General features: G+C 70.6%; 20 protein-coding genes and 3 tRNA genes. 7 read left to right on the top strand and 16 right to left on the bottom strand.

Annotation, left to right across the window (positions count from 1 at the left end):
* Positions 1 to 89: 89 nt before the first annotated feature.
* The 15 genes from LV75_RS23580 to LV75_RS23650 all read right to left on the bottom strand — a co-directional run bounded on the left by LV75_RS23580 (position 90) and on the right by LV75_RS23650 (position 14,635).
* Positions 90 to 647: an acyltransferase gene (locus LV75_RS23580; RefSeq protein WP_253889158.1), complete on the bottom strand. Its 558-nt coding sequence runs from the start codon at positions 645 to 647 to the stop codon at positions 90 to 92.
* A 5-nt stretch (positions 648 to 652) separates the two neighbouring features.
* Positions 653 to 1,759 (bottom strand): DegT/DnrJ/EryC1/StrS family aminotransferase, encoded by a 1,107-nt coding sequence (locus LV75_RS23585; protein WP_253889159.1) that lies wholly within the window; start codon positions 1,757 to 1,759, stop codon positions 653 to 655.
* Positions 1,760 to 1,796: 37 nt separating this feature from the next.
* Positions 1,797 to 2,438, bottom strand: a complete 642-nt coding sequence (locus tag LV75_RS23590) for an acetyltransferase (protein ID WP_253889160.1) — start codon at positions 2,436 to 2,438, stop codon at positions 1,797 to 1,799.
* Complete coding sequence (gene asnB / locus LV75_RS23595) at positions 2,435 to 4,288, bottom strand: asparagine synthase (glutamine-hydrolyzing) (protein WP_253889161.1); 1,854 nt, start codon at positions 4,286 to 4,288, stop codon at positions 2,435 to 2,437. The genes LV75_RS23590 and asnB overlap by 4 nt, the downstream gene beginning before the upstream one ends.
* Positions 4,289 to 4,290: 2 nt before the next feature.
* Positions 4,291 to 6,366, bottom strand: coding sequence for a glycosyltransferase (locus LV75_RS23600; protein ID WP_253889162.1), 2,076 nt, complete (start codon positions 6,364 to 6,366; stop codon positions 4,291 to 4,293).
* Entirely contained in the window at positions 6,363 to 7,490 is a 1,128-nt protein-coding gene (locus LV75_RS23605) for a DegT/DnrJ/EryC1/StrS family aminotransferase (RefSeq protein ID WP_253889163.1), read from the bottom strand. Before LV75_RS23605 ends, LV75_RS23600 begins: the two co-directional genes overlap by 4 nt.
* Positions 7,490 to 8,512: an NAD-dependent epimerase/dehydratase family protein gene (locus LV75_RS23610; RefSeq protein WP_253889164.1), complete on the bottom strand. Its 1,023-nt coding sequence runs from the start codon at positions 8,510 to 8,512 to the stop codon at positions 7,490 to 7,492. The genes LV75_RS23605 and LV75_RS23610 overlap by 1 nt, the downstream gene beginning before the upstream one ends.
* Entirely contained in the window at positions 8,509 to 9,585 is a 1,077-nt protein-coding gene (locus LV75_RS23615) for a Gfo/Idh/MocA family protein (protein ID WP_253889165.1), read from the bottom strand. The genes LV75_RS23610 and LV75_RS23615 overlap by 4 nt, the downstream gene beginning before the upstream one ends.
* Before the next feature lie 158 nt (positions 9,586 to 9,743).
* A complete protein-coding gene (locus LV75_RS23620; RefSeq protein WP_253889166.1) occupies positions 9,744 to 11,264 on the bottom strand; it encodes a sugar transferase in 1,521 nt (506 codons plus the stop codon).
* 1,185 nt (positions 11,265 to 12,449) lie between these two features.
* Positions 12,450 to 12,827, bottom strand: coding sequence for a type II toxin-antitoxin system death-on-curing family toxin (locus tag LV75_RS23625; protein WP_253889167.1), 378 nt, complete (start codon positions 12,825 to 12,827; stop codon positions 12,450 to 12,452).
* Positions 12,824 to 13,285 carry a Panacea domain-containing protein gene (locus LV75_RS23630; RefSeq protein ID WP_253889168.1) on the bottom strand — a complete coding sequence of 154 codons (462 nt, stop codon included), beginning with the start codon at positions 13,283 to 13,285 and terminating at the stop codon, positions 12,824 to 12,826. Before LV75_RS23630 ends, LV75_RS23625 begins: the two co-directional genes overlap by 4 nt.
* A gap of 321 nt (positions 13,286 to 13,606) precedes the next feature.
* Positions 13,607 to 13,680: transfer RNA gene (locus LV75_RS23635), tRNA-Phe, on the bottom strand.
* Between the two features lie 169 nt (positions 13,681 to 13,849).
* Positions 13,850 to 13,923 (bottom strand) — tRNA-Asp (locus tag LV75_RS23640).
* A 24-nt stretch (positions 13,924 to 13,947) separates the two neighbouring features.
* Positions 13,948 to 14,020: transfer RNA gene (locus LV75_RS23645), tRNA-Glu, on the bottom strand.
* A gap of 369 nt (positions 14,021 to 14,389) precedes the next feature.
* A complete protein-coding gene (locus LV75_RS23650; RefSeq protein WP_253889169.1) occupies positions 14,390 to 14,635 on the bottom strand; it encodes a hypothetical protein in 246 nt (81 codons plus the stop codon).
* Positions 14,636 to 14,859: 224 nt separating this feature from the next.
* Between LV75_RS23650 and LV75_RS23655 the strand changes: the two genes are divergently transcribed.
* The 4 genes from LV75_RS23655 to LV75_RS23670 all read left to right on the top strand — a co-directional run bounded on the left by LV75_RS23655 (position 14,860) and on the right by LV75_RS23670 (position 18,300).
* On the top strand, positions 14,860 to 15,156 hold the full coding sequence (locus LV75_RS23655; RefSeq protein ID WP_092782234.1) for a metal-sensitive transcriptional regulator: 297 nt from the start codon (positions 14,860 to 14,862) through the stop codon (positions 15,154 to 15,156).
* A 60-nt stretch (positions 15,157 to 15,216) separates the two neighbouring features.
* A complete protein-coding gene (locus tag LV75_RS23660) occupies positions 15,217 to 15,390 on the top strand; it encodes a heavy-metal-associated domain-containing protein (protein ID WP_301319698.1) in 174 nt (57 codons plus the stop codon).
* Positions 15,387 to 17,600, top strand: coding sequence for a heavy metal translocating P-type ATPase (locus tag LV75_RS23665; protein ID WP_253889171.1), 2,214 nt, complete (start codon positions 15,387 to 15,389; stop codon positions 17,598 to 17,600). Before LV75_RS23660 ends, LV75_RS23665 begins: the two co-directional genes overlap by 4 nt.
* A gap of 358 nt (positions 17,601 to 17,958) precedes the next feature.
* Complete coding sequence (locus tag LV75_RS23670; protein WP_204449252.1) at positions 17,959 to 18,300, top strand: hypothetical protein; 342 nt, start codon at positions 17,959 to 17,961, stop codon at positions 18,298 to 18,300.
* 78 nt (positions 18,301 to 18,378) lie between these two features.
* On the opposite strand, the gene LV75_RS23675 is transcribed toward LV75_RS23670, so the two are convergent.
* Positions 18,379 to 18,582 carry a cold-shock protein gene (locus LV75_RS23675; RefSeq protein WP_026425160.1) on the bottom strand — a complete coding sequence of 68 codons (204 nt, stop codon included), beginning with the start codon at positions 18,580 to 18,582 and terminating at the stop codon, positions 18,379 to 18,381.
* A 380-nt stretch (positions 18,583 to 18,962) separates the two neighbouring features.
* Here LV75_RS23675 and LV75_RS23680 point away from each other — a divergent pair, with 380 nt between their 5' ends.
* The 3 genes from LV75_RS23680 to LV75_RS23690 form a co-directional block, all read left to right on the top strand.
* Positions 18,963 to 20,168 (top strand): L,D-transpeptidase, encoded by a 1,206-nt coding sequence (locus LV75_RS23680; protein WP_253889172.1) that lies wholly within the window; start codon positions 18,963 to 18,965, stop codon positions 20,166 to 20,168.
* Positions 20,169 to 20,246: 78 nt separating this feature from the next.
* Positions 20,247 to 21,008, top strand: coding sequence for a helix-turn-helix transcriptional regulator (locus LV75_RS23685; protein ID WP_253889173.1), 762 nt, complete (start codon positions 20,247 to 20,249; stop codon positions 21,006 to 21,008).
* 346 nt (positions 21,009 to 21,354) lie between these two features.
* Positions 21,355 to 21,621 (top strand): helix-turn-helix domain-containing protein (locus LV75_RS23690; RefSeq protein WP_253889174.1); only part of this gene is annotated, 267 nt, incomplete at its 3' end.

The raw sequence follows: 21,621 nt of genomic DNA on the forward strand, positions 1-21,621 counted from the left end.
CGGCGGACAGCCGGGCGCTGGGCAACAACCCCGAGAAACCCGAATGGCCGCCGATGTTGCTCGGCGGCCATTGGGCGAAACGTGAAAACTCAGGCTCGGGTCAGCCCTTTGCCTTCCCCTGCCGTGACGAAGTCGAGTCCGCACTCGGTGCAATGCAGATCGTCATCGAGCCGGGCTGCGCATTCGCAAACCCAGCCTTTGCGCACCGCGGGGTTGCCGACCACGAACGCGTGCGGCTCGACGTCCTTGGTCACGACCGCGCCCGCGCCTGCGAAGGCGAAGGCGCCGATCTCGGTCCCGCAGACCACCACGGTGCCCGCGCCCAGGGTCGCGTTGTGCCGCACCAGGGTGTCGATGAGCGCCTCGGGGCCCTTCTTGATGTGCGCGCGGGGCCGGAAGTCATTGGTGAACAGCACGTTGGGGCCGAGGAAGACCTCGTCCTCGCAGGTGACCCCGCCGAAGACCAGGGTGCCGTTCTTGACCGTCACGCGGTCGCCGAGCACCGCGCCGGTCTCGACGAACGCGCCGTCGCAGATGTTGCAGTCGCGGCCGACCCGCGCCCCGGGCAGGACGTGCGCGAAGGCCCACACCCGGGTGCCGTCGCCGACCTCGGTGCTCTCGCAGAGTCCACGCTCGTGGACGAACACGCCGGTCACCGCACGGCTTCGGTGAGCACCGAGACGACCCGCTCCTGCTGCGCCCGGGTGATCTCCGGGAACAGCGGCAGGGACAGGATCTCGCCGCCGAGCAGCTCGCTGTTCGGGAAGGCGCCCGCGCCGAGGCCCAGGTCGGCGAACGCGCCGGTCAGGTGGACCGGGGTGGGGTAGTGGATGCCCGCGCCGATGCCCTCGGCGTGCAGCTTGCCCAGCACCGCGTCGCGGTTGGCGACCCGGATCACGTACAGGTGCCACACCGGCACGTTGCCCTCGGCGACGACCGGGGTGGTGACGGCGTCGACACCGGCGAGCAACTCGGTGTAGCGGTCCGCGGCGGCCCGGCGGGCGGCGTTCCAGTCGGCCAAGCGGCGCAGCTTGGCCGAGAGCACGACGGCCTGCAGGGTGTCGAGCCGGGAGTTGAAGCCCAGCACCGGGTGCTCGTACTTGCGCGGCGAGCCGTGCGCGCCCAGCAGCCGGACCCGCTCGGCCAGGTCGGCGCGCGAGGTGGTGACCGCGCCCGCGTCACCGTACGCGCCGAGGTTCTTGCCCGGGTAGAAGCTGGTGGCGGCGATGTCGCCGAAGGACCCGGCGGTCTGGCCGCCGCGGGTGGCGCCCTGCGACTGGGCGGCGTCCTCGACGATGGCGACGTTGGTCGGCAGCACCGAGCGCAGCTTGTCGATCGGGGCGACCTGGCCGTAGAGGTCGACCGGCAGGACCGCGCGGGTGCGGGTGGTCACCGCGGCCGCGGCGGCGTCGACGTCGATCAGCGCGGTGTCCAGGTCGCAGTCGACCAGGACCGGGGTGGCGCCGGTGCGGGCGACGGCCTCGGCGGTGGCGATGAAGGTGTTGGCCGGGACGATGCACTCGTCGCCCGCGCCGATCGAGAGCGCGCGCAGGGCCAGTTCCAGGGCGTCGGTGCCGTTGCCGAGACCGACGCAGTGCTCGACCCCGGCGAACGCGGCGTACTCGGCCTCGAACGCGGCGACCTGCGGGCCACCGACGAACGCGGTCTTGGCCAGCACGGCAGCCCAGCCTGCCGCGACCTCGTCCGCCACCGCGGCGTGCTGGGCGGCCAGGTCGACCAGGGGGATTGGGCCGGTCATGGGTGAGCTCTCCTTCAGGAGTTAGGAGCTTGCGGGATCAACGCGGGCCGAGCGGCCTGGCCGGTACCCCGACCCAGGTCTCGCCGTCCGGCACGTCGGACAACACGACGGCGCCCATGCCGAGCACGGCCCGGGCACCGATGCGGACCCCCTGGCGGACCAGCGAACCGGCCCCCAGGTAGGCCGACTCGGCGACGGTCACCGCGCCCGCGAGCGTGGCCCGCCCGGCGCAGGTGACGAAGTCGGCGACCGAGTCGTCGTGGGTGAACAGCACCTGCGGCATGGCCAGCACGTGCGCGCCGACCCGTTGCGGCGCGGTGATCACGGTCCCCGCCAGCAGCACGGTCCCGGCGCCGAGTTCGACGCCTGGGGCGACCGAGGCGCTCGGGTGGACCAGGGTGGCGTAGCGCTGCGCGGGCAGGTCCAGCCTGCGCACGACGTTCGCGCGGCCGTCGGGCCTACCCGGCGACGCGACGCAGACCAGCACCAGCGCGTCGGTGTGCTCGTGGACCAGGTCGGTCGGCCCGAGCACCGGCACACCGTCCACATCGGAGCCGTGCCGATCCGGGTCGTCGTCGAGCATGCCGATGGTCTTGAACTCGTCGGGCAGCGCGCGTGCGGCGGCCAGGACCTCCCTGGCCAACCCACCGGCGCCGACGAGCAGCAACGGCTGGGTCATGCGCCCACCCGCAGCGACTTCTCGAACTCGCGGTGCCAGACCTCCAGCGACAACAGCGTCCACAGCCGGGGCTGCTCGTTGCGGGTACCGGCGTGGTGCTCGGCGAGCAGCTTGCGCACCGCGGCCGGGTCGAGCACCTGGGCGACGAAGGAGGACGGACCGGTCAGCAGGTCGTTGGCCATGTCGCGCAGGCCGTCGCGGAACCAGGCGTCCAGCGGCACCTTGAAGCCGGACTTGGCGCGGTCGACGACGTCGTTGGGGATGTGCGCCCTGGCCACCTCCTTGACGACCCACTTGGTCACGCCGTTGCGGACCTTGACCGAGCTGGGCAGCGAGAAGGCCAGCTCGACCAGCCGGTGGTCCAGGAACGGCGGCCGCAGCTCCAGCGAGGCGGCCATGGACATCCGGTCGCCGCGCTCGAGCAGGTTGTCGGCGAGCCAGGCGTGCGAGTCGGCGTAGAGCATCCGGCTGAGCGCGTCGCCGCGGCCCCGCTGGTACGGGGCGATGGCACTGCGCACCGCGGGACCGCCGAGCAGGCCGTCGCGCTCGCGCTCGGTGAACGGGGCGAACCAGCCGCGCATGCGCTCGGCGGAGCTGCCCTCGCCCATCGCCCGCACGGCGACGCCGAGCCGCGAGCGGGACGCGGGCAGCGCCCGCTCCAGCCGGGGCAGGATCCGACCGCGCAGCGGGGCCGGGATCAGCCCGGCCCAGCGGGTGGCCTGGGCGAAGCGGTACTTGGGGTAGCCGCCGAAGAGCTCGTCGCTGCCCTCGCCGGACAGCACGACCTTCACCTGCTGGCGGGCCAGCTCGGCCAGCTTGAACACCGCGACGTCGGCGGGTTCGGACAGCGGCGCGTCGCGGTGCCAGCTGAGCTTGTGCCAGTTCGCCTTGAAGTCCTCGGCGGTGACGATCACCTCGTGGTGCTCGCTGCCGACGATGTCGGCCACCTTGCGCGCCCAGTTCAGCTCGTCGACCCGGGGGTCGCCGAAGCCCGCGGAGAAGGTGTGCAGGCCCTCGCCCTGCTTGGCCTTGGCGGTCAGCGCCGAGATCAGGCTGGAGTCGATGCCGCCGGACAGGTAAGCGCCCACCGGCACGTCGGCCACCAGCGCGTCGGCGATCGAGGCGTCGAGCGCGTCGGCCACCAGCCGCACGGCCTCCTCGGGGGAGACGTCGCGGTGCGCGGCGTCGGCCGGGATCTGCCAGTACGCGCGCAGCCGGACCTGCCCGTCGCGGCCCAGGGTCAGCCGGTGGCCCTGCGGGACCTTCCGGACGCCCTCGACCAGGGTGTACGGGGCGGGTACCGAGCGGTGCGCCAGGTAGTCGTGCAGGCTCGCCACGTCCACCCGGCGCTCGCCGATCGCGGGCAGCAGCGCCTTGATCTCCGAGGCGAACGCGAAGATCTCGTTGTCGACGTAGTAGTACAGCGGCAGGATGCCCAACCGGTCGCGCACCAGGTGCAGCTCACCGGTCTCGCCGTCGTGCAGCGCGTAGGCGAACTGCCCGCGCAGCTGCGTGACGCTCTCGACGCCGTGCTTGTCGTAGAGCGCCAGCAGGGTCTCGGTGTCGCCGCTGGTGCGGAACGGGTAGTCCAGCCGGTCGCGCAGCTGGCGGTAGTTGAGGATCTCGCCGTTGAAGGCGATCACCTTGCGCCCGTCCGGGGTGGCCATCGGCTGGACCGAGGCGCCCAGGTCGATGATGGAAAGCCGGGTGTGCGCGAAGCCGGTGGACCCCTCGATCCAGGTCCCCGCGTCGTCCGGGCCGCGGTGGTGCAGTCGTCTGGCCATCTCGACCAGCACGGCCGGATCCACCGGCGCCCCGTCCAGCCTGCGCACTCCGGCGATTCCGCACATCGCTATCGCTGCCCTTCGGCGAGGTCGACCAGCTGGCGGGCCCGCGAATCCCACGAAGCGGGCAGCACAGCTTCCCTTCGGCCCTCCACTGTGGACAGGCCGCCGTCATCGAGAGTCTGCCTGATGGCCGCGACGAACGCGTCGTGGCCCCGGGCGATCCTGATCAGCTCCGGGTACTGGTGCACCTCGGGGAAGTCGGTGCTGACCACGGCGAGGCCCAGCGCCAGGTACTCCTTCATCTTGATCGGGTTCGCGTGCTTGATCCAGTCGTTGTCCAGCCACGGCATCAGCGCCACGTCGAAGCCGGTGCCGTAAGCCGGGATCTCGGCGTACGGGCGGAAGTCGAGCCAGTGCACGTTCGGGTACTTCGCGAACCGCTCCATCGACAGCGTCGCGTCGCCGATCAGCACCAGCGACGCCTCGGGGAACTCCTGGGCGACCCGCTCGAGCAGGTCGAAGTCCACGAGGTAGTCGTCGAGGCTGCCGAAGAAACCGATCCGCGGGCCCGGGATGCCTGCCAGGTCGGCGGGCAGCTGCGCGCGGCGGCGGAAGTGCTGCAGGTCGACGCCGTGGTCGAGGAAGTGCGCCCGCTGCTGGGTGAGCGCGGACTCCTCCTCCTGCAGCTGGCGGCTGACGTAGAGGACGTGGTCGCTGCCGCTGAGCAGCTTGTCCTCCAGCGCGGCGATGGTGGTCTGGTCGGCCTCGGGGAACGCCGAGTGCCGGTCGGACCGGTTGAAGACGAGCTTGCGGTGCGGCATGCCCTGCACGACGTCCCACGCGGTGGGGATGGTCGCGACGACGATCGGGTTGGGCATCCGCAGCACCGCGCACACGGCCCGCACCTGGGCGCGGACCAGCTTGGCGCCCAGCGCGCGCACCCGCTCGCTGCCGTAGAAGGGCAGCGGCAGCGGGGTCATCACGTAGTAGCCGGGCACGTCCGGCAGCGGGCGGCGCACCAGCTTGGCGACGCTGCCCGCCTTGCGCAGGATGCGGCGCAGGAACTGGGTGCTCTTGCCCGGGGTCGGCATCCGCAGGCCGATGCTGTTGACCAGCAGGACCTTGCGGTGCTCGGCGACCCGGCGCATCAGCTGGAAGTCCGAGTGGGCCTGGTTGTGGTACCACCAGTCCTGGGCGGAGAAGCAGACGTACGGCGGGGCGTCTTTGGGTGGTGCGGCGGGGGTGGACAGCGGCGCGGGCCAGGTGCGCTGGGTCAGCAGGGCCTTGACCGCGGCCTTGTGCGTCGCCGAGCCGCGCGCGGCCCGGGGCAGGCTGTTGACCATGGTCGCGGCCCACATGCCCGCGGCGGCGACCTTGCCGTGCCGCTCGCGGTGCAGGCGGACCTTGTTCGTCGCCACCAGCGACCACAGCCGCGGCGAGGTGCCGGACTCCCCGCCCAGGTGCACGGCCTGCGCGGCGGGCTCGTAGTAGGTCTTGAAGCCCTGGGCGCCCGCCCGGAGCATGAACTCGGTCTCCTCCGAGTAGAGCAGGTAGCGCTCCTCGATGGGCCCGACCGACTCGATGCACTCGCGGGTGACCAGCCAGGCCGCGCCGGTCGCCCAGTCGACGACGCCCGCGCGCTCGTAAGCGGCGGGCGTGGTGACGGTCTCGCCGAGCGGGCCGAACCGACCGGCCCGGCGGCCGCCGAGCACGGCCTCGCCCAGGGTCCGCAGGACGGTCGGGGTGCGGCGCAGCGAGTGCTGGATGCTGCCGTCGGGCTCGGTCAGCTTCGGCGCGACCACGCCGATGCCCGGCTTGACGGCCGCGCGCAGCTTCGCGACCGCGCCGGGGGCCAACCGGATGTCGGCGTTGAGGACCAGCACGTCGCAGCCGTCGGCGTGCGCGAAGCCGGTGTTGACGCCCGCGGCGAAGCCGTCGTTGCCGGTCCGGTGCACCACCTTGACCTCGGAGTCGGTCAGCGCCACCACGTCGGCGGTGCCGTCGTGGGAGGCGTTGTCGACCACGACGACCCGCGACTCGCCCGCGCCCTCGAGGGCGGCGGGCAGGGCGCGCAGGCAGTCCGCGATGACCTCGGCGCTGTTGTAAGTCACGATCACCACGGCGATCGGACGGGTGCTCATGACGCCACCAGCCCCAGGGCGTCGGCGAGGGCGCCGACGATGTGCTTCTGGTCGGCGTCGGTGATCTCGTGGTGCAGCGGCAGGATCAGCGACCGGGTCGCCAGCTCCTCGGTGCCGGGCAGCGGCGCGTGCGGGTGCCCGGCGTAGGCGGGCTCCATGTGCGCGGCCATGATGCCGCGGCGCGCGGAGACCCCGGCCTCGGCGAGCTTGCCCAGGACCTGCAGCAGGTCGGGGGCGCCGTCGGGCAGCGCGACCCAGAACGACTGGTAGTTCGTCGTGGCGTTCGCCGGGTCGGTGACCGCGCGCAGGCCGAGCGGGGTGAGCAGCTCGTGGTAGCGGGCCGCGAGCGCCCGGCGCTGGTCGACGATGCCGTCCAGCCGCTTGAGCTGCACCAGGCCCATGGCGGCCTGGATGTCGGTCATCCGGTAGTTGAACGCGGTCTCCACGTAGGACTCGACGACCGCGCCGCCCGCGGCGTGCCGGTCGGCGGCCGACATGCTCATGCCGTGCTCGCGCAGCCTGCGCAGCCGGGTGGCCCACTCGGCGTCGTCGGTGGTGATCATGCCGCCCTCACCGGTGGTGAGCAGCTTGCGCGGGTGGAACGACCAGGCGGCCAGCAGCGCGCCGGTGCCGACCGGGGCGCCGTCCAAAGTGGACCCGGCGGCGCACGCGGCGTCCTCGACGACCGGCACGTCACCGGCGATCGCGCGGACCCCCTTGACGTCGGCGGGCACCCCGCCCTGGTGCACGACCATGATCGCCTTGGTCGACGGGGTGATGGCCGCGGCCACCGTCGCCGCCGTGAGGTTGCCGGTCAGCGGGTCGATGTCGGCGAACACCGGCGTCGCGCCGCAGTAGCGCACCGCGTTGGCGGTCGCGATGAACGACAGCGACGGCACGACGACCTCGTCACCGGGGCCGACACCGAGCAGGTGCAGGCACAGGTGCAGGCCGGTCGTGCAGTTGGACACCGCGATGCCGTGCGCGGCACCGACCCGCTCGGCGAACGCCTTCTCGAACGCGGCGACCCGCGGCCCCTGCGCCACCCAGCCGGAGCGCACGGTCTCCGCGACGGCGAGGGCCTCCTCCTCGCCGAGCAGCGGCTTCATCACCGGGATGGCCATCAGGCGGAGCCCTTCACGGCAGTGTCGACAACCGCAACCTTCGCTGTGCTGTCTTTCTCTGCGCGCCACCACTGCACGAGGCCCCGGAGCCCATCATCCAGCTTGATCTCCGGGCGCCAGCCGAGCTCGCGCTCGGCGGCGCTGATGTCGGCGAGGCGGCGGGTCACGCCGTTGACCTTGCGCTCCGGGCCGTGCTCGACGCCGAGCTCGGAGTCCATCGCGCCCAGCAGCGCCTCGGCCAGGCCGAGCAGGCTGGTCTCCGCCGAGCTCGCGATGTTGTACACCGTGTCGGTGACGTCCGCGCGGGCGGCCAGCAGGTTGGCCCTGGCGATGTCGTGCACGTGCACGAAGTCCATCGTCTGCGCGCCGTCGCCGAAGATCAGCGGCGGCTTGCCCTCGACGATGCGCTCCATCCAGCGGATGAGGACCTCGGTGTAGAGGCCGTGCACGTCCATACGCGGACCGTATACGTTGAAGTAACGCAGCGCGACATAGTCCAGGCCCTGCATGGCCTTGAAGCTGCGCAGCATGCCCTCGTTGAACGCCTTCGCGGCGCCGTAGAAGGTGTCGTTGTTGTACGGGTGGTGCCGCTCGTCGGTCGGGAACGTCTCGGCGAGCCCGTACACCGACGCCGAGCTGGACGCGATGACCTTCTTGACGCCCTCGGCCGCGGCGGCCTCGATGATGGTGAAGGTGCCGTCGACCAGGCTCTCCAGCGCCAGCCGGGGCTCCTCGGCGCACTGGGTGATGCGGATGGCGGCCAGGTGGAACACCAGGTCGACGCCCTTGGTCAGCTCACCGACGACCTTGCGGTCGTTGATGTCGCCGTCGACCACCTTGAGCCGGTCACCGGCCGCGGCGGCGGCGTCGGCCAGGTTCTCCCGGCGGCCGCGCACGAAGTTGTCCAGCACGGTCACCTCGGCGGCACCGGCGGCGATCAGCTGGTCGACCACCGACGATCCGATGGTGCCCGCTCCCCCGGTGACCAGGATGCGCTGGCCCTCGATCGGCTGCGCGCTCATGCGTTGACTCCCTCTGCGGTGCTGCTGGCGTTTTCGGTGGACCGGATGGGCAGGAAGACCCCGCCCTTGGCGAGGCTCGCGGACGCGGCCTCCAGGATGGACAGCACGCGCAGGCCGGAGCGGCCGTCGGTCAGCGGCGGGCGGCTGTCGTTGATCGAGTCGCGGAACTCGGCCATGACCGCGCGCAGCGCCTCCTTCTCCGGCAGCGCGGGGGCGACCATGGCGCCGGTGCGGTAGGACACCATCGTCTGCGCGCGGGCCTGGGCGCCGACCTCGGTGGCGTCCTTGCGGTCGACGCCGCGGTCGTAGACCGACAGCCGCTGCGCCGGGTTCAGGTCGTCCCAGACCACGGTGCGGTTCGAGCCGCCGATGATCATCGTGCGGACCTTGGTCGGCGACAACCAGTTCACGTGCACGTGGGCCATGGCCCCGCCGGTGAGCTCGATGGTCAGGTGCGCGACGCAGGCCCGGCCAGCGCCGATCGGGTCCGACCCGTGCGCGGCGACCGCGATCGGCTGCACGCCGTCGGGCAGGATCGACAGGAAGATCGACAGGTCGTGCGGGGCGAGGTCCCACAGCACGTCCACGTCCGGCTGCACCAGGCCCAGGTTGATGCGCACCGAGTCCAGGTACTGCACCGAGCCGATGCCGCCGCCGCGGACCAGGTCGCGCAGGTGCTCCACGACCGGGGTGTAGCAGTAGGTGTGGTCGAGCATGAGGGTCAACCCGCGCTTGTCGGCGGCCTCGACCAGCAGGCGGCCCTCGTCGTAGGTCGCCGCGAGCGGCTTCTCGACCAGCACGTGCTTGCCCGCCTCGAGCGCCTTCATCGCGACCGGCAGGTGCGTGCCAGCCGGGGTGGCGATCGCGACCGCGTCGACGGCCGGGTCGGCGAGGACCTCGTCGAGCGAGTCGGAGACCGCGACGGTGGAGTACTCGCCGAGGACCTTGCGCGCCCGGTCGGCGTCCAGGTCGCACAGGTACTGCAGCCGCAAGCCGGGGGTGGCCTGCGCGTTGCGCACCAGGTTCGGCCCCCAGTAACCCGCGCCGATGACGGCTAGCCCGATGGTTCCCACGCTGAATCCCCTTAACAGTGCTGATGTCCTCAGTGCTGGGGTGGCCAGGATCCGATCAGCTCAGGCGCCGACCAGCTCCGTGCTGATCCCCCACCCGCACCGGCCCCTGCGCCGGTACGGGTGTTCGTCGACTATCGCTCCCCGGGTGCTGGGGTGTTTCAGTACGCGCCCTGGCCGGTGAAGACGGCACGGAACGTCTTCCACAGGATGACCGCGTCGAGCGCCAAGGACCAATCCTCGACGTAGCGCAGGTCCAGGCGCACGGCCTCTTCCCACGGGAGGTCGCTGCGGCCGCTGACCTGCCACAGGCCGGTCAGACCGGGCTTGACCAGGAGCCTGCGCCGCACGTCGGGGGCGTAGCGGGCGCTCTCCTCCGGCAGCGGCGGGCGGGGGCCGACCAGCGACATGGGGCCCGCGAGCACGTTGAACAGCTGCGGCAGCTCGTCGATGGAGTAGCGCCGCAGGATGGCGCCGACCTTGGTGACCCGGGGGTCCTTGCGCATCTTGAACAGCAGGCCGTGGCCCTCGTTCTGGTCGGCGAGCTTGGTGACCAGCTTGTGCGCGTTGACCACCATGGTGCGGAACTTGACGATGGTGAACTCGCGGCCGTCCTTGCCGACCCGGCGCTGCTTGTAGAACACCGGCCCGCGGGTGTCCACCGCGATCGCGATGGAGACGGCGATCATGACCGGGGCGAGCAGGGTCAGCAGGATCGCGGCGCCGACCTTGTCGAAGACGTCCTTGACCACGCGGCGCACACCGGTGAAGGAGGGGGACGAGACGCGCAGCAGCGGCATGCCGAGCACCGCGTCGACGTGCAGGCGGGGGCCAGCGACCTCCATCAGCACGGGGGCGACGACCATCTCGGCGCCGGAGCCCTCGAGCTTCCAGGCGAGCTGCTGCAGCCGCTTGGGGGTCCAGTAGGCGTCCGGGGTCACCGCGACGATGCGGTAGCCGCCGCGGCGGGCGTGGGCGGCGAGGTCGCGCAGCTGGCCGACCACGGGCACGCCGTCGATCTCGGTGACGTCCTCGCCGAGGCCGTCGGTGGTGCACACCGCGGCGACCCGCCAGCCCAGGTGGGTGGCGCCGCGGGTGCGGGTGATGAGGTCGCGGATGGTCTCGACGTTGCCCGCTGCCATCACCGGCAGCAGGCAGCGGCCCTCGCGGCGGGCGCGGTGCAGGAACTGCCGCAGCACGTAGCGCATCGGGAAGACGAGCAGCGCGGTGGCCGGGACGACGATGAACACCCACGGGCGGATCTGGGTGATGTCGAACAGCAGACCGCCGAGCGCCAGCACGACCGAGGCGGCCACGAAGGCGCGCCCCAGGCGGCGGAACTCCTCGGCGCCCTGGCCCAGGATTGCGAGATTCCACACCCGGTTCACCATCAGGGACGCCACCAGGACGCCGAAGGTAACGACACCGGTCGGCGTGATGAGCGGGCTGGCCGGATCGACCCGGTTGGCCACGAAGCCACCGACGACCAGCACCCCGAACAGCACGGAGAACAGGTCAGCCAGCAGCACTCCCGTGCGGTAGCGGGGCTCCCAGCCCGCCACCGGCGGGTAGGAGGGCTCACCCGCGGGCAGGTCGCGGCGCGGCTTGGTGCCGCGGCGCGCACCGGCTGGCGCGGGCCACAGGGAAGCTCTCCGACGTGGAAGGCCGACTTGGTCACGCATCGTGTATCCCCCGTTGTGGGTGGATCGGGCATGCACGGTCGAGGGGCGTCCCGAAGCCCCTTGACCATGCTGAAAGTGGGTTGAGCCAACTCCCCGAGCTGCGACGATCGGGACCTGGCTGCGATAGCTCATTCGTTTGGTTACCCGGGGCCGTTACACGGAGGGTTAGTTCTTATGTAACCCGTTCGGCTTGGCCTTGTGTTTGTAGGCAACTGACTACACAGCGAGTAGCAAACGACGATGCACAGCCGTGACCTGTCCGGTAGCTCCACCGCAGGTCCGCTCACGTCCCGTGAGCACATGCGACAGTCCACCTCGGACAGCCCGGCAGGTGACAGAGCGTATATCCCACCCCGGTAGAGATCCGTGAATTCCCACCGCCGAGTGAGACCGCAGCCGTCCAGCGTGACACAGACAACGCCCCCCGACCGCCGCCGTCCAGCCCCATCACAGCTGCACCAATCGCGAACGCGTATTTCCCTCAAGCCCGCGTTTACCGCGTTTGACCAGGCCAGCCCGGTGCCCGACGTTCCCAGTTAAAGATCACGCAACGTAAACGCCGGGAAGTGGTATGCCGTGCGTTCCATATCACTTCCCTTATGCCCATCAGCTATCTGTGTCCCGCCTCACACATCATCTTCGGCCGACCTGCGCAACCCCCGTTCCCGCATCCGGCGGGACCGTTCACCCATCAAGTCAACGCACACCAAGTGACCACCCCCACACCCCCGGCGAACCCCTCACGCGGCCACTCGGACCAAGCACCAACCCGATGAACCAAACGCCCCCGAACAGATGACCTTCTGACCATCCCCAAAACGACGCCCCCACCCCCGGGTAACGCCACCCCGCCCAGCTCCCCACCAAGGAAGCGGCAAGAGCCGGTGCCCACGCGCCGCAACCGACATCCCGCCCGGAGAACGGCCCCGCGAGTGCAGGGACGACTTGCCCGCGACGATCCCGCGCCGCTTGGCCGGGGGGACAGCCCCGCTCGCGCGGGGACCACGTGATCGTCACGGTCTTGTTGCGGGTGGCGTCGGGAACAGCCCCGCTAGCGCGGGGACCACACTTCATGACCAGGGGCTTTACGCGCCAAGCACTCCAAGTTCATTCACTTCGCGCGACCACCGAGCCCGTCGGGTCCACCGCCGTGCCGTGGTGTCTGGGGCACCTCGATGGCCGGTACTAGTCCTCGAGGTTGTCGAGCAGCCAGTCGTGCACCTCTGCGAACCCGCTACGCCGGGCGATCACGTCGAGCACCAGGTCGGCAGCGTAGGCGTCCGCCTCGGCCTTGAGGGTCAGGCCGTGCGCCTTCAGCAGGCCGACGCACGCGAGCCACGCGGTTCTCTTGTTGCCGTCCACGAACCCCTGCGTCCGGGCCAGCGCCTCCAGCAACGCGGCCGCCTTGCCCACCACCGTCGGGTAGAACTCCACGTCCCCGAAGGCGTGGGTGGGTCGGGCCAGCGCCGACCGGGCCACCCCTTCGTCGATCGTCCGGCCGCCGCCGTTGGTGAACGACCGGTTGATCCCGACCAGCGCGTCGAAGCCGAAGTAGTAGGTCACTGCGCCAGCCGATCCAGCGTCTCCCGCCACCGCGGCACCTCCGACTCGACCAGTGCCAGCAACTCGGGGACCGCCAACTCCTCGTCCCCAACCGGTCGGCGCGGCACATCCTCGCCGTGCCTCAAGGCCAAGCCGCTGTAGAACCGCAGCAGGGCGGACACGGGGATCTCCGCACCCACCTCCGCCTCCCGCCAAGGCGCCTCACTACGCACCAAGGAGGCCAACTCCCCGTCCGTCAACCCGCCGTAGAACCCGACCACCGCATCAACAACGCCCCGCTCCCGCTCCGACAACTCGAGGTCCTGCCGCCCAACCCCCACGACCGGCCCCTCGCCCCCCGCCTCGATCCGCGCCGAGAACAGCCCCCTGCCCTCCCACACCACATGCCAAGCCTGGCAGTAGTACAGCAACACCCCCCACCGCCCCGCACTCCCCACCATCTCCCCCACCTCACCCATCACCCCACCCCCGACCGCACCGTGCCATTGGCTACAACCTCGATGCGACGACCGAAGGTCAAGCGAGCCCCCGCTGGGTCCCCCCGGTTGTCCAGGCGCTCCGCAGTTCCGTCCGCTACACAAGCTCCGCGAACTCCACCGCTCTGCGCCTTCCCCCACCGCTCCAGCATCCGCAGTTCCGTCCGCTACACAAGCTCCGCGAACTCCACCGCTCCACACCTTCCCCGCCCCCGCACCGTGGGGGCCTGGGGGGTCGCCCCCCAGATACAACAACGGCCGACCCAGTCCACGCTCTCCGTGGACATAGATCGGCCGAGGCCGTGGCCAGGGGCGGGGTCGAACCGCCGACCTACCGCTTTTCAGGCGGTCGCTCGTACCAACTGAGCTACCTGGCCAAGAACACAACACCCCCACCAGCACCGGCACCAACCGAGAACCAGACGTACAAAAAACGACGCTGGTTCGGCACGTACCGCACCGTGGGGGTCTGGGGGGTCGCCCCCCAGAAGCAATGGCGAGCGCCCAGGTCCACGCTTTCCGTGGACAAGGGCATGCCAAAGCTCGCGACCCTGACGGGACTCGAACCCGCGACCTTCGCCGTGACAGGGCGACGCGCTAACCAACTGCGCCACAGGGCCTTGCGTCACTACTACCGTACTACGTGCTCCCAACGGGATTCGAACCCGCGCTGCCGCCTTGAAAGGGCGGAGTCCTAGGCCGCTAGACGATGGGAGCCCGACCAATTCCGGGCGAACCGATCGACCGCGCTTCCAGGTTCCCCGGGCCAGGCCCGGTTTCTCTGGGAGCACGCATAGCTTAGGGCACACCTCCCGGATGACCAAAACGGCCCCCCGAAACTGCCCCCGACCTGGGCAAACACTCCGCCGACCGCACCCGGCGATGATCAGCACGACCGGGGGTGGTCGACCCTCGTCCGCGGCACCGGACGAGGGTCACGCTGGGTTACCTGGTTGGTCGAATTGCGCCAACCCCGGGAATCGCGCGCCGGGCGAACCGGCGCGCTGGGCGGAAAATGATCTTCGGCGGCACCCGGAGGTCAATTTCCGACGGTCGGATCCGATCTTGAAACCGTACTGGAAACGGTCAACGGCGAACGGCGGGCAGGCCGTCGTCGCCGTCGATCAGGCCGAGCATTTCCAGCAGCTCACGGCAGTCCTCGGTGGACTGGGCGCCCATCGCGACGGCCAGACGGGCGCGGCGCACCTGCTCCTCGGAGACGCGGGCGGATTCCCCCGAACGGGGGGCCGGAACGCCGGTGGAGAACTGGTTGGTCCCGCCGATGCTGTCTTGCTGGAGAAGGAAACTGCGCACTTCGAGTGACCCGCTCATGGTGCCTCCCCGGCTTTTGTTTGGCGTGAGGCTATGAGACAAGTCGCCGCGTCCACAGCCCCCCGCAGAGTGAACCGCAGTGCACCCTCGGTAGCCGTCCGTGACATCTTTTCGGACCGTGACGACTCCGGTGCCAGGAGTTGACCAGGGCGGACCACCCGCCCGGGGAGATCAACGCCACAGCTGCTCACCAACCCCTACCCCCTATGGGTATCGTCAGTGGCATGGAGCACGAGCACACGCACCGCCCCAGCGCCAAGAAGGACGCCCACCTGCGCAGGCTGCGCCGGGTGGAGGGGCAGGTCCGCGGCCTGCAGCGGATGGTCGACGAGGACGCCTACTGCATCGATGTGCTCACCCAGGTCTCCGCGGCGACCAAAGCGCTGCAGGCGTTCGCCCTCGAACTGCTCGAGGAACACATGGCCGGCTGCGTGGTCGACGCGGCCAGACAGGGCGACGAGGCAGCCGCCGCGAAGGTCAGGGAGGCGGCCGACGCGATCGCCCGCCTGGTCAAGTCTTAGATCCGGGATCCAGGGAGGAACACCGAAGTGTCCGAGCAGACCGTCTACACCGTCGCCGGGATGACCTGTGGCCACTGCGCCGCGTCGGTCACCGAGGAGCTCACCGCCATCGGCGGGGTCTCCGGCGTCGAGGTGGACCTGGCCTCCGGCGCGGTCACCGTGACCAGCGCCGCCGAACTCGACCGCGCCGCCGTCGCGGCCGCGGTGACCGAGGCCGGGTACCAGCTGACATGACCACCGTCGAGCGGCCGCCCGAGCGGGTCGAGCTCGCCATCGGGGGGATGACCTGCGCGGCCTGCGCGGGTCGGGTCGAACGCAAGCTGAACAAGCTCGACGGGGTGCGCGCCTCGGTCAACTTCGCGACCGAGCGCGCGACCGTCGAGGTACCACCGGGCTTCCCGACCACCACGCTGGTCGACGCCGTGACCGGCGCGGGCTACCAGGCCAGCCCGGTGCGCGCGGAGCCCGACACCGCGACCACCGTCGACGACGCGCGGGCGCGGTTCTGGCTCTCGGCCGCGCTGAGCGCGCCGGTGATCGCGGTGTCGATGGTCCCCGCGTGGCAGTTCCCGACCTGGCAGTGGTCGGCGCTCGCGCTGTCCTACGTCGTGGTGCTGGTCTGCGCGTGGCCGTTCCACCGCTCCGCCGCGGTCAACCTGCGCCACGGCGGGGCCACGATGGACACGCTGGTGTCGATGGGCGTCGGCGTGGCGTTCCTCTGGTCGGTCTACGCGCTGCTGTTCGGCGGCGCTGGCGCGGTGGGGATGCGGCACGAGTTCAGCCTGTTGCCCGCGGGCGACCACGGGCGGGCGGACATCTACTTCGAGGTGGCCGTCGGGGTCACCACCTTCCTGCTGCTGGGCCGATGGCTCGAGGCCCGCTCCAAGCGGCGGGCCGGTGCCGCGCTGCGCGCGCTGCTGGCGCTGGGCGCCAAGGACGTGGCGGTGCTGCGCGACGGCGTCGAGGTGCGGGTGCCGATCGCGGCGCTGGGCGTCGGCGAGCTGTTCGCGGTCCGACCGGGCGAGAAGGTCGCCACCGACGGCGTCGTGGAGGAGGGCGCGTCCGCGGTCGACCGGGCGCTGGTCACCGGGGAGTCCGTCCCGGAGGAGGTCGGCCCCGGCGCGGCCGTGGTCGGCGGGACGGTCAACACCAGCGGCCGCCTGCTCGTGCGGGCGACCCGGGTCGGCGCCGACACGCAGTTGGCGCAGATGGCCCGCCTGGTCGAGCGGGCGCAGACCGGCAAGGCCCAGGTGCAGCGGTTGGCCGACCGGGTCTCCGCGGTGTTCGTGCCGGTGGTCCTGGCGATCGCGGTGATCACGCTGGCTGGCTGGCTGGTCTCGGGGGCGTCCGGGGACGCGGCGGTGACCGCGGCGGTCGCGGTGCTGGTGATCGCCTGCCCGTGCGCGCTGGGGTTGGCGACGCCCACCGCGCTGCTGGTCGGCACCGGGCGCGGCGCGCAGCTCGGGATCCTGGTGAAGGGCCCGGAGGTGCTGGAGTCGACCCGGCGGGTGACGACGGTGGTGCTGGACAAGACCGGCACGATCACCACCGGGCGGATGTCGGTCGTGGACGTGGTGCCCGCGCCCGGGGTCGCTGTCGAGGAGCTGCTGCGGCTCGCGGGGGCGGTGGAATCGGCCTCTGAACACCCGGTGGCCAAGGCGATCGCGGCGCGGGCGGCGAGCCAGGCGCGGGTCGAGGACTTCCGCAACGCCGAGGGGCTCGGGGTGACCGGTGTCGTCGACGGCGTGCCGGTGGTCGTCGGTCGGCCGCGGTTGTTGGCACAGCACGGGATCGAGCTGCCCACCGAGCTGGCGACCGCGCTGGCCGGGTCCGAGGCCCTGGGCCGCACGGTGGTCGCCGCGGCGGCCGACGGCGTCGCCATCGGGGTGATCTCGGTGGCGGACACGGTGAAGCCGACCAGTGCCGAGGCGATCTCCCGGTTGCGCGCGCTCGGGCTGCGGCCGGTGCTGCTGACCGGCGACAACCAGCGGGTGGCCGCGGCGATCGCGGCGCAGGTGGGGATCACCGACGTGATCGCCGAGGTGCTGCCGGAGGAGAAGGTCGCCGCGGTCGAGCGGTTGCGCGCCGGGGGTGCCGTGGTGGCGATGGTCGGCGACGGGGTGAACGACGCGCCCGCGCTGGCCGCCGCCGACCTGGGGTTGGCCATGGGGACCGGGGCGGACGCGGCGATCGAGGCGAGCGACCTGACGATCGTGCGCGGCGACCCCCGGCTCGCCGCGGACGCGATCGCGCTGTCCCGGCGGACCCTGGGGACGATCAAGGGGAACCTGTTCTGGGCCTTCGCCTACAACGTCGCGGGCATCCCGCTGGCGGCGTTCGGCCTGCTCAACCCCATGATCGCGGGGGCGGCGATGGCGCTGTCGAGCGTGTTCGTGGTGGCGAACAGCCTGCGGCTGCGCGGGTTCCGCCCGGCGGCCGCCTGAGCGGCTCCCGGGGAGCTGTCCGGCGGGTGCGACGTACGGCCCGGCGGGGTCGTCGGCGAAGGTCATCACCGCAGGTCACTAGCGGTGAGAAGGCCACGAGGCAAGACGAACATCAGGTGAACATTGACGGCAATTTTTCCCGGTTGAGACCTCCCGCCCAAGCCGGTGCACGTGCAACAATCGTGGGGCTGACACACCCCCGGTCAGCACCTGTGGAGATCCCCTCCGGCCCCCGCGTTCCTCCCCCTGGCGCGGGGGCCTCTCCATAACCGCAGGTGAACGGCTCAGGACCGGAATGGTTGCTGTGTCGCCAGTCACACCGGCTGCGGGCTCGCAATCAGACCGTTATCGTGTCCCGGTGCCTTTTCCCTCTTTCGGACGCAGCCGCACCGATCTCAAGGCGGTCGGCACCAGCACTGGTCGCCACCGCACCGTGGGGCAGCAGCAGGCCGAGGAAACCCTCCCCGACCACGAGCTCGAGTCCTACCTCGCGGCGCTCTCGCCCGACACCGACGCCGAGACCACCGGCTCCGGCCGCCGCTTCGGCTCGGCCGAGGTGTACCAGCTGCGGCTGTCGCTGATGGCGACCGAGCAGCTGCGCGAGCTCGCCGCCTACCGGCAGACCTCGCCGATGGCGCTGGCCCAGGAATGGGTCATGCAGCGATTGGAGTGGGAAGCCCAGCAACTGCAGCGCCGCTGACCGCCACCCCGACCCCCGATGTCGATGGGCCCCGAACCACCAGGTTCGGGGCCCATCTCCTATTGCCAGAGCGGGGGACTACAGCGGGACAACGTTGGTGGCCTGCGGACCCTTCGTACCCTGTCCGACTTCGAACTCGACCCGCTGGTTCTCCTCAAGGGTGCGGAAGCCCTTGCTCTGGATCTCCGAGTAGTGCACGAAGACATCGGCGCCGCCGTTGTCCTGCGCGATAAAGCCGAAGCCCTTCTCGGAGTTGAACCACTTGACAGTGCCCTGTGCCATAAACCTGCCTCCATCGCAGGAGCATGGGGCTGCACCGTGCAACCCCGGGCCGCCCTCGGGCGATGCTCCCGCCGACTGCAGCGGAGAAGCAGCGCGCCCGCGTCGTCGTTCCGCGAGCGTGTATCGCACGAACACAGAAACCCACGGCCTGCAAGCGAAAGCGTATCGGCTGACCCCGGGCCGCACTACTGCCTGACGGGCGCTCGGCTAGCCCAAGCGGGTGATCTCCACCGGTACGCTCCGCAGTGGCGGAATCGCTCTCCGGATTGACCGGGAGCGCCAGGGAAAGTGATACGGGTCACAAATACTTGAGCCAACGATCCCCCGCGCCACGGCGTCGTTAGTGGTGTCGGATGGCTTGTGGGGGAAGGGAAGTTGCGATGGGCGCGTGGGGCGGGCGGCGGGGGCTGGTGGTGGGGCTGGCCGGTGCGGCACTGGTGGCCGTGCTTGGGCTGAGCGGGTGCACCTCGGGGGAGTCGATCGCGGCGACCGGGGCGGGCGGCGGGGAGCAGCGCGGCACCCAGGCGCAGGCGAAGCCGTCGGCCAAGGTGACCGCGACCCCGGCCGCGGACGCCAAGGACGTCAGCCCGGCCGGTCCGATCACGGTGGTCGTCGCCGACGGGACGCTGGAGACCGTGTCGCTGACCAACGCGGAAGGCAAGCAGGTCAAGGGAGAGCTGGCCGCGGACAAGAAGACGTGGACGGTCGCCGAGCACCTGGGGTACGGCAAGACCTACACCTGGGCGGGCAGCGCGCTGGGCGCCGACGGCAAGGCCGCGCCGGTGGCGGGGACGTTCACCACGGTCAAGCCCAAGCGGACCGCCAAGGCGAGCCTCAACACCGGTGACGGGCAGACCTACGGGATCGCCATGCCGGTCGCGGTCGTGTTCGACGCGCCGGTGAAGGACAAGGTGGCCGTGCAGAAGGCGATGACGGTCACCACCACCCCGGAGAACGTCGGCGAGTGGGCGTGGTTGGACGACACCACCGCGCACTGGCGGCCCAAGGAGTACTGGAAGCCGGGCACCAAGGTCGAGGTGGCGGTCGGCATCTACGGCGTGGACCTGGGCGGCGGCACGTACGGCCGCGACGACGTGACGTCCTCGTTCACCATCGGCCGCGCCCAGGTCGTCAAGGCTGACACCCAGACCCACCGCATGGTCGTCTACCGCGACGGCGTCGTCACCCACGACTTCCCGGCGTCGATGGGCCTGGAGTCCGACCCGGGTCGGGTCACCAAGAGCGGCACGCACGTGGTGATGAGCAAGCACGCCACTTACGGCATGACCAACCCGAAGTACGGCTACTCCAACGTCGTCGTCCCCTGGGCGGTCCGCGTCTCCAACAACGGCGAGTTCGTGCACGGCTACGCCCCCTCCATCCCGGACCAGGGCAAGCGCAACGTCTCCCACGGCTGCGTGAACCTCGCCCCCGCGAACGCCAAGCTGTACTACGACTCGGCGCTGGTCGGCGACCCGGTTGAGGTCACCGGCTCCAACCAGCAACTGGGCAAGGCCGACGGCGACTACTACGACTGGGCCCTCGCCTGGGACAAGTGGACCTCCATGTCGGCCATCGCGAACTGACCGGGCGCACGACGGGGGTGGTCACCAGGATCGGTGACCACCCCCGCTCCGCGTCCACCCCCGACTAGGTTGTCCACCATGGACGCCGACGTCGCCGCAGGCCACCTGGTGGTACGCGCCTCCGGCGCCGCCGCGGCCCTGATGGCCATCGAAGGCCGGTCGCGCCCGGACCCCCCGCAACTGCAGATCCTCCTGCGCGCAAGCGTGCCCCGGTTGCCCGAACAGGGAATCGCCCTGTCGTTCGGCGAGTGCTCGGTCCGAGTACGCGGCGGAGTAGTACTGATAGCGGTGGCGACGGGGAAGTTGTCGGTGGGCTTCACTGAGCTGAAACCCCTGCTGTTCCAACCGGTGCCACTGGAGCGCGGCCTACAGGCCCTCGTGGCGTCTTCCGTGGCCCACTTGATCGGCGTACCCGCGCTGGACCCGCACGGAGCACGGGCGTATGTACTGGGCCTCGCGGAACTGGTGCTGCGCAGCGCATTGCGCACAGAACTCGACCGCGCCGACGCCCTCGCAACCCGTCGACGAGCGGCTGTGGAGTACATCCGGTCCCACTTGGCCGACCCTGGTCTGTCCGCAGATCGGATCGCCGAGGCGCTCTTTATCTCGAGGCGGCGGTTGTACCAGCTGTTCGATGATGGAGAGGGGGTATCGGGGCGAATCCGGGCGATGCGGCTTGAGCGGGCCAAGGAGCTGTTGGGGGACCCGGTGCTGGGGGCGCGGGGGATTGGGGAGATCTCCCGGCAGTGCGGATTCGCCAACGCAGCCCACTTTTCACGGACGTTCCGGAAGGTGGTGGGGGAGGCGCCTAGCGATTATCGGGAGCGGGTGCTGGGGTGATTGTTGAGGAGTTATCCACAACGGCGCTGGGTGTCCACAGGCGCTGTTTAGTGCTCCCGTTCTGCCAGGCTCCCTCGGTAGGCTATATATCGGGGGCTCTTGTGGCGGATGATCTTGTTGGCGCGTTCTGTGGTGGTTGGTTGTCCACAACGGTTCCGGTTGTCCACAGGCGCCGTTCGCCGCTCCTGGTTTGTCGGTGCTGCGCGGTAAGCTGTGAGGGTTATTCAGAGGTGGACTCACCCTCGCCTGACGATCATGAAGGCCGGGGTGGGTTGACGTAGGCGGCGGTCCATTTGAGAGAATCTGGTTACCACACCAAAGAAACTCACCAAACGGACCGCCTGACATGTATCATACCACTGGCCTGACGCGCGAGTCCGTCGAGAACCTCTGCGCCGCGATTCACCACCAGGTCGGTGATGGTCGGCGGCCGTGGCCGCCGGTGTTGGGTTTGTTCACCTCGTTGGTCGTCACTTTGACGTATTTACGGCGGAATCGTGTCCAGGCGGAGTTGGCGGAGACCTTCGGGGTGTCGCAGTCGACGATCAGTCGAGCGATCACCGCGGTGACGCCCCTGTTGGGCAGTGTTCTCGCCGATCACGTGCCGACGGTC

This window comes from Actinokineospora diospyrosa, from assembly GCF_024171925.1.
Classification (GTDB): Bacteria; Actinomycetota; Actinomycetes; order Mycobacteriales; family Pseudonocardiaceae; genus Actinokineospora; species Actinokineospora diospyrosa.